Source organism: Polaribacter sp. Q13, assembly GCF_016858305.2.
Lineage (GTDB): Bacteria > Bacteroidota > Bacteroidia > Flavobacteriales > Flavobacteriaceae > Polaribacter.
In genome coordinates, this window is record NZ_CP074436.1 from 1,712,548 (window position 1) to 1,726,285 (window position 13,738).

Below are 13,738 nucleotides of genomic sequence, written 5' to 3' on the forward strand. Positions count from 1 at the left end.
AATAATAAAATCTTAAAATATTTTAAGATTACAAGTAATGTCAGTTCGAGCGCAGTCGAGAACTAATAAATGAATACAAACTCTCGACTGCGCTCGAGAAAACAAAAAGTAAATTAAAGATTATGAATAACGGAATTTATGCAAAATTCACCACACCAAAAGGTGAGATTTTAGTACAATTAGAACACGAAAAAACTCCTGGTACTGTTGGTAATTTTGTTGCTTTAACAGAAGGAAACTTAGAAAACGCAGTAAAAGAACAAGGAACTCCTTATTATGATGGATTAAAATTCCACAGAGTAATTCCAGATTTTATGGTACAAGGTGGTTGTCCTCAAGGTACAGGAACTGGTAACCCAGGTTACAAATTTGATGATGAATTTCATCCTGATTTAAAACATGATGCTCCAGGAAAATTAGCAATGGCTAATTCTGGACCAGCAACAAACGGAAGTCAGTTTTACATTACCCACGTTCCTACTCCATGGTTAGACGGTAAACATACTGTTTTTGGTTCTGTAATTGAAGGACAAGATGTGGTAGATGCAATCGCTCAAGGTGATGCGTTAACCTCTGTAGAAATTATTAGAGTTGGGGCAGATGCAGAAGCTTTTAATGCTGTTGAAGCTTTTAGAACTTTTGAAGGATCTAGAGAGAAGCGTGAAGCTGAAGAAAAAGCAAAGCAAAAAGCATTGTTAGATACAGTTGCTGCCGGTTATGATGAAACTGCAAGTGGTTTACGTTACCAAATCTTACAAAAAGGATCAGGAAAAAAAGCAACGAAAGGAGCTGGAGTTTCTGTACATTATAAAGGTCAATTATTAGATGGTACTGTGTTCGATTCTTCTTATAAGAGAAAAGAACCAATCGATTTTAATGTTGGTGTAGGTCAGGTTATTTCTGGTTGGGATGAAGGAATTCAATTATTACAAGTGGGAGACAAAGCTCGTTTTGTAATTCCATCTAATTTAGCGTATGGTTCTGCAGGTGCAGGAGGAGTTATACCACCAGATGCTACTTTAATTTTCGATGTAGAATTAATGGATGTAAAGTAAATAAATATATTTTACTGAAAAATGATTATAAAATAGCTTTCTGGTTTCAGAGAGCTATTTTTATTTAAAAAATAAATTAACAAATAACTTGTGTAAAGAAATTTCGTAAATACTAAAAACTAGCTTTTAAACAATAAAAGAATGTTCAAAAAATTTAATTGACGTAAGAATTCTTAATTCATTTTTTTTGAGATTTCTTTTTGTGATTTTTCTTTTTCATGCTAGACCGCATTTATTTTTCTTTACAATAAAAAACTATTACTTTACTTTCTTTTTTTCTTAATTTCGGGAATACTTAAAGTTACTAAAAGTGCAATACAAGCTGCAGAACCTAAACCATCACCAAATCCATTAAAAGAGATACTTGTATTTAAATAACCAATGGTAAATACCACTCCAAAAAAAACTATTAACAAATAATCTTACATCATTTTAGAAGAAACCATACCTATAAAAGAAGTTCGAAACAAACTAGAGGTAAATTTTTGGTTAAATAAACAGATAGTAAATTTGGAAAGAATAAAACAAACACACCTACTAAACACCAAATAAAAATCTAAAAGCTTTTTTGCGTTAGGGATTGAAGCGGCATCCTTTTTGCTTTTTCTGCAAAAAGATATAGCGAAAAGCCCGACCTTTGGGAACGCCATAATTATAAATCTAAAGTAATTTTCTTATAGTAGACTCACCAATAACGATTCCTTTTTTTAGTTGTGCTTTTCCCTTATATAGAATCGTAGCTTCTCCATAAGAATTTACTTTAATTCTTTCGGATGCATTTAATTGAAAGGTTCCGTTGCCATAAGCTGTAATTTTAGTTTCTTTAGATGTAATATCTGAAGCCATTACCTTACTTGCGCCATAAGCAGTAATTTTTTGTTTATTAATAGTTCCTTTTTCCATATTTAAAAAACTATCACCATAAAGAGAGACCTCTAATTTTTCTACTTCAATTTTATTAATACTAACTTCTGATTTTCCATAAATCCTCAAGGTACATTCCTCTTGTATTAAAGGCGTTTGAAATGAGATTTTTTCTTCTCCTCTTAAAGAAAAAAGGTCTACATCAACATAGGTAATAATTACTTTAACTACTCTGTTTTTATATAAAGGCACTTTTGTTTGATAGTTTTTAGTCCCTCCTTTTTTATTTTTAGTATACGTTTTGGCTCCTTCTAAATACACTTGAAGTGTTCCTTTATTTATTTCATATTTAAATTTTTGCCGAGGAACAGTAATACTTTTAATTTCTATACTACTTTTATTTCCTTTGATAAAAACAGCTTCTATATGCGGACTGACAATGATTTTATTAAAATTGGTATCTAATTTTATGGTTTCCTGTGCTTTTAAATTACTATTTATAAATAATAAGGATATGCAAAAGGATATTAATTTAAGTTTCATAAATTTTATTTTAGTTTCTATAAGATTATAACTGCGTTAATACTACGTAAAAGACTCTTTTATTTTTAAATTGTTACTCTTTTATTTATTTTCTATAAAAAAAATATTAAAATTTTTTATATATCCTTCTAGAAATTATAATTATCAACTCCTTAAGAAACAAAACCAATAAATTTCACATATTTGAAATATACTAAAAGCATCTCTTTATTATACCTAAAAAATGAGCTTATAATTAAAAAACTTCAACGATCAATGATTTAAAACCAAAAGTATCAGATAGTCTTGAAGATATTTTTTTAAAATATAAAAATGTTTCTGGTGAATTCAATATTACAAATATGAAAGTTGTTTACACAATTAACTATAAAGACACAAACGTACACAGAAAAAGCTTTAAAATCCATAATAAACAAAAACAGGTATTTATACCTATAATATTTTGTACCATATATTATACATTGCGCTCATATTGGAAGAGGTTGGAATTAGGGGGCTAACCAAAACCACATATAGCTAGCTTTTTTGTTTATAAAAGGCTAGCTTTTTATTTATAAAAACTATTTATCAACAAGAACTAGAAAATCAGCTGATTTTCTATTATAATAAGTTATCAAAAATAAAGTAACAAATAGAAAATAGTACTTATAAATAAATAAACAAGTATAAATTTTAAATTATCCATAATAAAAAACTCTTATAATAAGTATTTGTTAAATCAATCTAAAATTCCTAATTTGCCTACTTCAATTATAATAAGAATATATGGCAGTAGAAGTTACAAGATTATTTGATTTTCCTTATTACCAATTAGAAAACTATAAATTAGATAAAGCATTTACATCTAAAGCTAGTGGTAGTTGGATATCTATTACAACACAACAATATGTTGACCAAGCCAACCAAATTAGCAGAGGTTTAATTAAATTAGGAATAAAACCTAACGACAAAATAGCCGTAATTTCTTCTACTAATAGAACAGAATGGAACATTTGTGATATTGGAATATTACAAACCGGAGCACAAAATGTACCTATTTATCCAACAATTTCCGAAGAAGATTATGAGTATATATTAAATCACTCAGAATCAATATATTGTTTTGTTTCCGACAAAGAAGTTCTAAAAAAGGTTAATAAGATAAAAAAAAGAACTAGTTTAATATCTGTTTTTACTTTTGATGACATAAAAGGCGAAAAAAGTTGGAAAGAAATATTAGAGTCAGGTAAAGACATTCGTACCCAAAATATTGTTGAAGAAAGAAAAAGTAATGTAAAAACAGATGATTTAGCTACATTAATATATACGTCTGGTACTACAGGTAAACCTAAAGGTGTAATGCTATCTCATAGAAACATTGTTAGCAATGTGTTAAGTTCAGAAAAACGTGTACCTTTTGATTATGGAAAATCTGTTGGCTTAAGTTTCTTGCCCATTTGCCACATTTTTGAACGTATGATTTTATATCTATATCAATATTGTGGCGTTTCTATTTATTTTGCAGAATCCATAGAAAAGCTTTCGGAAAATGCACAAGAAATAAAACCACACGTTATGACTGCAGTACCTCGTTTATACGAGAAAATTTATGATAAAATAATTTTAAAAGGTGAGGCTTTAACTGGTATAAAAAAAGGATTGTTCTTTTGGGCTGTAAACTTAGGCCTTAAATACGAACCTTATGGTGTTAATGGTTGGTGGTATGAAACACAATTAAAACTAGCTAGAAAATTAATTTTTTCTAAATGGCAAGCGGCTTTAGGAGGAGAATTAAAAATAATGGTTTCTGGTAGTGCAGCATTACAACCCAGATTAACAAAAGTTTTTGCTGCAGCAGGAATGCCAATTATGGAAGGTTATGGATTATCAGAAACTTCTCCTGTAATTTCTGTAAATGATGAAAGGAATAATGGTTTTAAAGTTGGTACTGTTGGTAAAATAATTGACGGTGTAGAAGTGAAAATTGCAGAAACCGGTGAAATTTTAGTAAAAGGACCAAATGTAATGTTAGGCTATTTCAAGGATCCTGATAGAACTAAAAACGTATTAAAAGATGATTATTTTTACACCGGAGATAAAGGTGAATTTGATAGTGATGGTTTTTTAAAAATTACAGGAAGGACCAAAGAAATGTTTAAAACCTCAGGAGGTAAATATGTAGTTCCTCCTTTATTAGAGGGAGAACTTAAACAATCTTTATTTATAGAACAAGTAATGGTTATTGGTGAAGGAGAGAAAATGCCAGCTGCTTTTATACAACCAAACTTCGATTTTATTAAAGAATGGATTAAGCATAAAAAATTAGACATTGGTTTAAGCAATAAAGAAATAGCAACGTCAGATATTGTTATAAAACGTATTCAGAAGGAAGTTACTAAATGTAACAAAAACTTTGGTAAGTGGGAACAAATAAAACGATTTGAACTTACTCCAGAGGTCTGGTCTATAGAAGATGGGCACCTTACACCAACAATGAAAATGAAACGAGCAATCATAAAAGAAATCTACAAAGATTTATTCGATAAAATTTATAGAGTATAATAAAAGAGAGTCTAGGTTTTTTAATAAAAATTCTAGGCTTTTTTTTTTTAAAGAAACGAATAGATTAAAAAAGTGTTTTTACTACTAAAGAAAATTATTATTTAAAATAAAAGTCATAGAGTAATTAAATAAAGAAGATCTAATTGTTCGCAATTAGGGATATGGTATTTTTAAAGTTAATAAAACAACCTTTAAATCAGAAAAACTAACTTTTACCCCCAATTTGATCGTTTGTAAATCTAAGATTAAAAGAATACTTAAAGAACTAAAAAGGTTTCAAAAAATATTTATCAAAAAAGGAACCTCTCAAAATGTAGAAATTACCATTACAACAACCGACTTAGCTTTTTACGATGAAACTATTTCTAACTAGAGTGTAGAGCAAGGCAAATATCCATTATTTATAGGTAATGCGTCAATAATATTGTTTCAACTTTAAAAATTAAAGTAAAGTAAAAGATAATAAAACAATCAGAAAACAACATAAAAAAGCTAATTGAATAAGTTTCAATTAGCTTTTTTTAATCCATTACAGAGAACATAGTAATAACCAACAATAGCACTTCATAAATACCTTATAAACCAAAATCAAACATAATATAAAGAACAATAAAATAACCTAGTTACAAATATTCTAACAACAGAATTTTAAGGGCGTGTCCATGCAAAAAAAAGCATGGTCAGGCTATCGCTACAAGTCCTCGTTCGTACCTCACTGTGGGCTTTACACTTCTATCCTTCACGCAAAAAAGAATACAATTCCGAATAAGAATCCAGCTCTAGAGAAGAAAAAAATTAGTCATACTAAATTTGTTTAAGCTTCTCAGGTATCTTAAATTAATCTCTGTATGAATCGAAAATAACACCAGATTGTGAAAACAATAAAAAGAATTTGAAAATAAGATAAAATAAACCAAGGTTATTCATTCCAATGTTTACACCCCTAATGCCTTTTTGTAACCCAGTTTGTCTTTTCAACCAATGAATCGTGCTCGTTTACAACGAGTACACACATAAACATAACAAACAATTGAGTTTAGCATAAAAAATAAACCTCAAAGCGTAAGAATTTAGGTTTAAATAAAATCACATAACAATATAAAGTAATGTGTAATTAAGCATAGTATATTTTTCCGACCCTCAAAATGAATACTTATAAGAATCTAAAATAAATTCTAATGAATAAAATAAAGATAACTCATTCCAAGGCTAGTGCTCTTTTCTAACGAGTATCGTCACAAAATCACACACATAATTTCAGTTTAAAGCAAAGAAAAATCAATGCGTAAGAATTGATTTTTAAATAAAATCATAAAAATCACATAACAATATAAAGTAGTGTGTGATTAAGCATAGGATATTTTTCAGACCCTCAAAATGAATACTTATAAGAATCTAAAATATATTCTGATGAACAAATGACAATAACTGATTCCAAGGCTAGTGCTCGTTTGTAACGAGTACCGTCACAAAACGGATCAAGAATAATTGTTGGGGAGAATCTTATCTTAAAAAAAATAAATAGATTTTAAATTCAGAATTAGACAATTGGCTAGTGCACGTTTGCAACGAATACCGTCACAAAACTACTTTAATAATAGAAGTACAAATGCTTCGGCTGAATCTTTTAATGCAAAAATAAAGGAATTTAGAACACAATTTAGAGGCGTAAGAGATGTCAAATTCTTCCTCTATAGATTAACTAAATTATATGCATAATTTTTAACGGTTCCCCGAAATAATGTTTGATACTCAATTTGTTACAGCATCTTACCATAAAGAAGTACTAATGGCTAATGTTAGTTTTGTAACGAATCCAAGCAATACAAAACATTTCATTTTAGAGCATAAAAAAACCTCAATTCGTAAGAATTGAGGTTTAAAGAAAGGCGGCGACCTACTCTCCCACATAAATGCAGTACCATCGGCGCGATTGGGCTTAACTTCTCTGTTCGAGATGGGAAGAGGTGAGCCCCAATGCTATAACCACCCTAAGATTTTCAGTATGCAGTGTTTTAGTATTCAGTTTTCAGTCTCAGTATAAATACTGCTACTGCCAACTGCTGACTATTTTCACTGCCAACTGTATAAGTTAACATATGGTAAAATAATATCGTTTTTTTCGTAATAAATAAAGAGTCTGTGCTCCCGCCTTTCGGCGGGAAGCGTACATAAGTCTATGGGTTATTAGTATCACTTGGCTATGACATTACTGCCTTTACACCTATGACCTATCAACGTTGTAATCTCCAACGACCCTTTAAAGAAATCTCATCTTGTGGTGGGTTTCGCGCTTATATGCTTTCAGCGCTTATCCCTTCCCGACGTAGCTACCCTGCTATGCTTCTGGCGAAACAACAGGTACACTAGAGGTCAGTCCAACTCGGTCCTCTCGTACTAGAGTCAGATCCACGCAAATTTCTAACGCCCACAGCAGATAGAGACCGAACTGTCTCACGACGTTCTGAACCCAGCTCGCGTGCCACTTTAATGGGCGAACAGCCCAACCCTTGGGACCTTCTCCAGCCCCAGGATGTGACGAGCCGACATCGAGGTGCCAAACCCCCCCGTCGATATGAGCTCTTGGGGGAGATCAGCCTGTTATCCCCGGAGTACCTTTTATCCTTTGAGCGATGGCCCTTCCATGCGGAACCACCGGATCACTATGCTCTTGTTTCCAACCTGATCGACCTGTATGTCTCTCAGTCAAGCACCCTTATGCCATTGCACTCTACGTACGGTTACCAAGCGTACTGAGGGTACCTTTAGAAGCCTCCGTTACTCTTTTGGAGGCGACCACCCCAGTCAAACTACCCACCAAGCACTGTCCTCATCTCTGAGTTAGACTCTAGATAAGCAAAGGGTGGTATTTCAAGGACGACTCCACAACGCCTAGCGACGCCGCTTCAATGTCTCCCACCTATCCTACACATTACTTATCCAAAGCCAATACTAAGCTATAGTAAAGGTTCACGGGGTCTTTTCGTCCCGCTGCGGGTAATCGGCATCTTCACCGATACTACAATTTCACCGAGCTCATGGCTGAGACAGTGTCCAGATCGTTGCACCATTCGTGCAGGTCGGAACTTACCCGACAAGGAATTTCGCTACCTTAGGACCGTTATAGTTACGGCCGCCGTTTACTGGGGCTTCATTTCAGATCTTCGCCGAAGCTAAACCCTCCACTTAACCTTCCAGCACCGGGCAGGTGTCAGGCCTTATACATCATCTTTCAATTTAGCAAAGCCCTGTGTTTTTGATAAACAGTCGCCTGGACCTTTTCACTGCGGCCCATCCGAAGATGGGCGACCCTTCTCCCGAAGTTACGGGTCTATTTTGCCTAGTTCCTTAGCCATGAATCTCTCGAGCACCTTAGAATTCTCATCCCAACTACCTGTGTCGGTTTACGGTACGGGTTCTTATAATCTGAAGCTTAGAGGTTTTTCTTGGAAGCCCTTAGGCACACTATCCAATTGTCCGAAGACGCTTGGTACTATCACACTTCACCTAAACCTGCGGATTTACCTACAAGTCTAATAGCTACATGTTTCAACGAACTATTCCGTCAGTTCGCGGTGCTTTCATTACTCCGTCACCCCATCGCAATTATAAGAAGTACAGGAATATTAACCTGTTATCCATCGACTACTCCCTTCGGATTCGCCTTAGGACCCGACTAACCCTCAGCTGATTAGCATCGCTGAGGAAACCTTAGTCTTTCGGTGTGGGGGTTTCTCGCCCCCATTATCGTTACTTATGCCTACATTTTCTTTTGTAACCACTCCAGCATACCTCACAGTACACCTTCTACGCTGATTACAATGCTCCCCTACCACTAACGTGTCTTTCAACGTTAATCCATAGCTTCGGTAATATGTTTATGCCCGATTATTATCCATGCAAAATCGCTCGACTAGTGAGCTGTTACGCACTCTTTAAATGAATGGCTGCTTCCAAGCCAACATCCTAGCTGTCTAAGCAATTTCACCTCGTTTTTTCAACTTAACATATATTTGGGGACCTTAGCTGATGGTCTGGGTTCTTTCCCTCTCGGACATGGACCTTAGCACCCATGCCCTCACTGCTGAGAAACATTTTATAGCATTCGGAGTTTGTCAGGAATTGGTAGGCGGTGAAGCCCCCGCATCCAATCAGTAGCTCTACCTCTATAAAACTTTTACTCAACGCTGCACCTAAATGCATTTCGGGGAGTACGAGCTATTTCCGAGTTTGATTGGCCTTTCACCCCTACCCACAGGTCATCCAAAGACTTTTCAACGTCAACTGGTTCGGTCCTCCACTGTGTGTTACCACAGCTTCAACCTGCCCATGGGTAGATCACTCGGTTTCGCGTCTACTACTACTAACTAAAGCGCCCTATTCAGACTCGCTTTCGCTACGGCTCCTTGACTTAATCAATTAACCTTGCTAGAAACAGTAACTCGTAGGCTCATTATGCAAAAGGCACGCCGTCACACCATAAATGATGCTCCGACCGCTTGTAGGCGTACGGTTTCAGGTTCTATTTCACTCCCTTACTTAGGGTTCTTTTCACCTTTCCCTCACGGTACTAGTTCACTATCGGTCTCTCAGGAGTATTTAGCCTTACCGGATGGTCCCGGTGGATTCATACAGGATTACTCGTGTCCCGCACTACTCAGGGTACCACTATCTAAAATTCGCTTACTTTTACGGGACTATCACCCTCTATGGTCTGTCTTTCCAAACAGTTCTAATTCACTTATCTTCGAATATCGTGGCCCTACAACCCCTATTTTGCCGTAACAAAATAGGTTTGGGCTAATCCGCGTTCGCTCGCCACTACTAACGGAATCACTATTGTTTTCTCTTCCTCCGGTTACTTAGATGTTTCAGTTCACCGGGTTTACTCCTCTTACGAGGTGACATGTCTTCAACATGCCGGGTTGCCCCATTCGGAAATCTACGGATTAAAAGGTATGTGCCCCTCCCCGTAGCTTATCGCAGCTTATCACGTCCTTCATCGTCTCTGAGAGCCTAGGCATCCGCCATACGCCCTTACTTAACTTATTGTACTTTTTGCTACAGTGTGTTGCCACACTATAATGAACTCTTTTATATTTTTATAAAAAAATTATTTGATTAGATATTACTCTAATCGTTCTCTATCTATTTGATTCTTACGATATCATTTTACCAATATGTCAATGAACTTGTGGCGAATCGCCACTGATAATTAAATCAGTAACAACTATAAGCCGTTGTGGAGAATATCGGAGTCGAACCGATGACCTCTTGCGTGCAAGGCAAGCGCTCTAGCCAGCTGAGCTAATCCCCCATTATGAAATTCAGAATAAATTCTAAATTATGAATGTAGAATCCTCTTACTTCCAGAATTTCCTTAGTACTTTTGCTTATTTGTAGTCCCGGGCAGACTCGAACTGCCGACCTCTACATTATCAGTGTAGCGCTCTAACCAGCTGAGCTACGAGACTATAATAGCTTAAAATACTTATATTATAAAATTAACAGCAAAGAGTAAAAATGACCTTTTTTTGTAACTCACCATCTTTCTCTAGAAAGGAGGTGTTCCAGCCGCACCTTCCGGTACGGCTACCTTGTTACGACTTAGCCCTAGTTACCAGTTTTACCCTAGGCGGCTCCTCACGGTGACCGACTTCAGGCACTCCCAGCTTCCATGGCTTGACGGGCGGTGTGTACAAGGCCCGGGAACGTATTCACCGGATCATGGCTGATATCCGATTACTAGCGATTCCAGCTTCACGGAGTCGAGTTGCAGACTCCGATCCGAACTGTGATATGGTTTATAGATTCGCTCTCTGTTGCCAGATGGCTGCTCATTGTCCATACCATTGTAGCACGTGTGTGGCCCAGGACGTAAGGGCCGTGATGATTTGACGTCATCCCCACCTTCCTCACTACTTGCGTAGGCAGTCTCGTTAGAGTCCCCAACTTTACTTGCTGGCAACTAACGACAGGGGTTGCGCTCGTTATAGGACTTAACCTGACACCTCACGGCACGAGCTGACGACAACCATGCAGCACCTTGTAATATGCCCGAAGGAAAAACTATCTCTAGTCCTGTCATACTACATTTAAGCCCTGGTAAGGTTCCTCGCGTATCATCGAATTAAACCACATGCTCCACCGCTTGTGCGGGCCCCCGTCAATTCCTTTGAGTTTCAGTCTTGCGACCGTACTCCCCAGGTGGGATACTTATCACTTTCGCTTAGTCACTGAGCATACACCCAACAACTAGTATCCATCGTTTACGGCGTGGACTACCAGGGTATCTAATCCTGTTCGCTCCCCACGCTTTCGTCCCTCAGCGTCAGTACATTCGTAGTAGACTGCCTTCGCAATCGGTATTCTGTGTAATATCTATGCATTTCACCGCTACACTACACATTCTATCTACTTCCAAATGACTCAAGTCAACCAGTATCAAAGGCAGTTCCATAGTTGAGCTATGGGATTTCACCTCTGACTTAATTGACCGCCTGCGGACCCTTTAAACCCAATGATTCCGGATAACGCTCGGACCCTCCGTATTACCGCGGCTGCTGGCACGGAGTTAGCCGGTCCTTATTCTTACAGTACCGTCAAGCTGGTATACATACCAGTGTTTCTTCCTGTATAAAAGCAGTTTACAACCCATAGGGCAGTCTTCCTGCACGCGGCATGGCTGGGTCAGAGTTGCCTCCATTGCCCAATATTCCTCACTGCTGCCTCCCGTAGGAGTCTGGTCCGTGTCTCAGTACCAGTGTGGGGGATCTCCCTCTCAGGACCCCTACCTATCGATGTCATGGTAAGCCGTTACCTTACCATCTAACTAATAGGACGCATAGCCATCTTTTACCAATAAATCTTTAATTAAATCCCGATGCCGGAACTCAATACTATGGAGCATTAATCTTCATTTCTAAAGGCTATTCTCCAGTAAAAGGTAGGTTCTATACGCGTTACGCACCCGTGCGCCGGTCGTCATCTGTGCAAGCACAATGTTACCCCTCGACTTGCATGTGTTAAGCCTGCCGCTAGCGTTCATCCTGAGCCAGGATCAAACTCTTCATTGTATATTTTAAATATTTTAATGAATAAGTTTCAAAAGAATTTACATTAAATTAATAATGTGGTTATTCTACTCTTTAATTACGCTGTCAATTTCAATATTTTCAATGAACTTTTAGGCTTCGCACTCATGTTTTCAAACACTCGTTATAAATCCTAACTTGTAGAAATGTTAGACTCGAACTAACTGATAATCTTTAACTATCATTCCAAACTTTCTCTGATCGTTTTTGCTGTATTCCTTAGCGGCTGCAAACATACAAACTATTTCTAATCTGACAATAAAAAAAAGAAACTTTTTTTTATTTGTTTTTGCTAGCTCTTAAACTAAAAAAATACTGAACGTTTTTGTCGAAAATTTCGGACTGCAAACATACAACTCTTTTTAATTATAATCCTAAGGAAATTGTTAATTTATTTTTAAATAAAAGTTTGACACTCTACTTAGTTAAACTACTAATCCTTAAACTAATTACAACTCCTCAATGAACGTTGCTAACTTTCTGATATTCCTGTTAGCGGGTGCAAACTTACAACTCATTTTTATTCTGACAACTATTTTTTTACCTTTATTTTGGTTTAATTTTACATAGCGTTTTAAGACACTTGTTTTTAATGGTTTATGAGGAAGGTTTTTTTGAGGTTGTTTTTCGGGTTTTAGGTTTTGGTGTGGTTTTGGAAGTGGATGATTGTTTTAAACACATAGAAACATAGAAATCATAGGCTGGTTGGAAGTTGAATTTTGAAGGTATTATGCTTTTATTATTCCTTTTTTTTGTAATTCTTCTGCTTACCTAGAGGCTTTTATCTTCAAAATGAAGCTTCATTATTATAATAATCGTGCTTTTTAGCTCTAAAGAATTTGTTTGTGTCTTTATATATTAGCGAGTTCTTCTTGATTCTTCTTCAATATATATATATAGGGTTGCAATGCTTAAAATGATATTCTTTTAAAACACATAGCAACATAGAAAACATAAATTTGATCCCTCCTTTATAAATAGTTTTTGAAACACATAACTCTTAACTCTTTTAGACTTTTTAAAATGATCTTTTTTCCTTTCTTCTAGAGATTTATATGTTCCTGAACTACTACCAAATGGAGATACTCTAAAACAATTATTAGCTAGAAGTAGATGTCTATTATATAAATCTAGTAACAAGTGGACTAACACCGGATCAACACAAAAAGTTGTGGAGTAAAATAAAAAGGAAGAACTTTGACTTTTAAATTCTTTCTATTTTGGATACTTCAATTGAACTTGCTAAATTATTACTACCAGAAATTCTTGTTGATTATTTTAAATTAACTAAACACGAGGTAAAACATGGAGAACTACATTTCTATTTCACCGAATTGAATACGATTCCAGAAGAATTTAAAGGATTAAAATTAAGTTCTAAAGGCTTTTTTCCTGAAGCGACTATTCAAGATTTTCCAATCCGAGGTAAAAACGTTTTTCTACATGTTATTAGACGACGTTGGGTGGAAGAAAGTTCTAAGAAAGTAGTTGTAAGAGATTGGCAATTAGTAGCAAAAGGCACTAGGATTACTAGTGAATTTGCTGCTTTTTTAAAACAAATCAGTCAACAATAACGCCACAAGCACAAGTATCGTCGCTAACTTTTACGGAGTTAACCCAAGGAGCTTACAGAGACAATAC

General features: G+C 35.7%; 7 protein-coding genes, 2 tRNA genes and 3 rRNA genes. 5 read left to right on the top strand and 7 right to left on the bottom strand.

What is annotated here, in order from left to right; all coding sequences use genetic code 11:
* Nucleotides 1-122 precede the first annotated feature (122 nt).
* A complete protein-coding gene (locus tag JOP69_RS07170) occupies nucleotides 123-1,055 on the top strand; it encodes a peptidylprolyl isomerase (RefSeq protein ID WP_203395204.1) in 933 nt (310 codons plus the stop codon).
* A 263-nt stretch (nucleotides 1,056-1,318) separates the two neighbouring features.
* On the opposite strand, the gene JOP69_RS07175 is transcribed toward JOP69_RS07170, so the two are convergent.
* Together JOP69_RS07175 and JOP69_RS07180 are read right to left on the bottom strand one after the other, a co-directional pair.
* The gene (locus JOP69_RS07175; RefSeq protein WP_203395203.1) at nucleotides 1,319-1,471 is read right to left on the bottom strand and encodes a hypothetical protein; all 153 of its coding nucleotides are present in this window, start codon (nucleotides 1,469-1,471) and stop codon (nucleotides 1,319-1,321) included.
* Between the two features lie 244 nt (nucleotides 1,472-1,715).
* The gene (locus JOP69_RS07180) at nucleotides 1,716-2,462 is read right to left on the bottom strand and encodes a head GIN domain-containing protein (RefSeq protein ID WP_203395202.1); all 747 of its coding nucleotides are present in this window, start codon (nucleotides 2,460-2,462) and stop codon (nucleotides 1,716-1,718) included.
* Nucleotides 2,463-3,227: 765 nt separating this feature from the next.
* Here JOP69_RS07180 and JOP69_RS07185 point away from each other — a divergent pair.
* The 3 genes from JOP69_RS07185 to JOP69_RS07195 all read left to right on the top strand — a co-directional run bounded on the left by JOP69_RS07185 (nucleotide 3,228) and on the right by JOP69_RS07195 (nucleotide 6,722).
* Nucleotides 3,228-5,003, top strand: coding sequence for a long-chain fatty acid--CoA ligase (locus JOP69_RS07185; protein ID WP_203395201.1), 1,776 nt, complete (start codon nucleotides 3,228-3,230; stop codon nucleotides 5,001-5,003).
* A 223-nt stretch (nucleotides 5,004-5,226) separates the two neighbouring features.
* Entirely contained in the window at nucleotides 5,227-5,376 is a 150-nt protein-coding gene (locus tag JOP69_RS18800) for a fibronectin type III-like domain-contianing protein (protein WP_203395200.1), read from the top strand.
* A 1,190-nt stretch (nucleotides 5,377-6,566) separates the two neighbouring features.
* Nucleotides 6,567-6,722 (top strand): transposase, encoded by a 156-nt coding sequence (locus tag JOP69_RS07195; RefSeq protein WP_252191228.1) that lies wholly within the window; start codon nucleotides 6,567-6,569, stop codon nucleotides 6,720-6,722.
* A 165-nt stretch (nucleotides 6,723-6,887) separates the two neighbouring features.
* Here JOP69_RS07195 and rrf read toward each other — a convergent pair.
* From rrf to JOP69_RS07220, 5 genes are all read right to left on the bottom strand, one after another.
* Nucleotides 6,888-6,997 (bottom strand): 5S ribosomal RNA (gene rrf / locus JOP69_RS07200).
* 173 nt (nucleotides 6,998-7,170) lie between these two features.
* Nucleotides 7,171-10,055: ribosomal RNA gene (locus JOP69_RS07205) — 23S ribosomal RNA — on the bottom strand.
* A 191-nt stretch (nucleotides 10,056-10,246) separates the two neighbouring features.
* Nucleotides 10,247-10,320 (bottom strand) — tRNA-Ala (locus JOP69_RS07210).
* A gap of 83 nt (nucleotides 10,321-10,403) precedes the next feature.
* A tRNA-Ile gene (locus tag JOP69_RS07215) sits at nucleotides 10,404-10,477 on the bottom strand.
* An 84-nt stretch (nucleotides 10,478-10,561) separates the two neighbouring features.
* A 16S ribosomal RNA gene (locus JOP69_RS07220) occupies nucleotides 10,562-12,079 on the bottom strand.
* The 16S, 23S and 5S rRNA genes sit together here with 2 tRNA genes alongside, the layout of an rRNA operon.
* 1,238 nt (nucleotides 12,080-13,317) lie before the next feature.
* On the opposite strand from JOP69_RS07220, the gene JOP69_RS07225 reads away from it, so the two are divergent.
* A complete protein-coding gene (locus tag JOP69_RS07225) occupies nucleotides 13,318-13,671 on the top strand; it encodes a transposase (protein WP_215602677.1) in 354 nt (117 codons plus the stop codon).
* Nucleotides 13,672-13,738: the final 67 nt, after the last annotated feature.

What these genes read in the sequence shown, in the direction of transcription:
- JOP69_RS07180 (WP_203395202.1), bottom strand. Translation starts at nt 2,462, where the DNA reads ATGAAACTTAAATTAATATCCTTTTGCATATCCTTATTATTTATAAAT.
- JOP69_RS07170 (WP_203395204.1), top strand. Translation starts at nt 123, where the DNA reads ATGAATAACGGAATTTATGCAAAATTCACCACACCAAAAGGTGAGATT.
- JOP69_RS07185 (WP_203395201.1), top strand. Translation starts at nt 3,228, where the DNA reads ATGGCAGTAGAAGTTACAAGATTATTTGATTTTCCTTATTACCAATTA.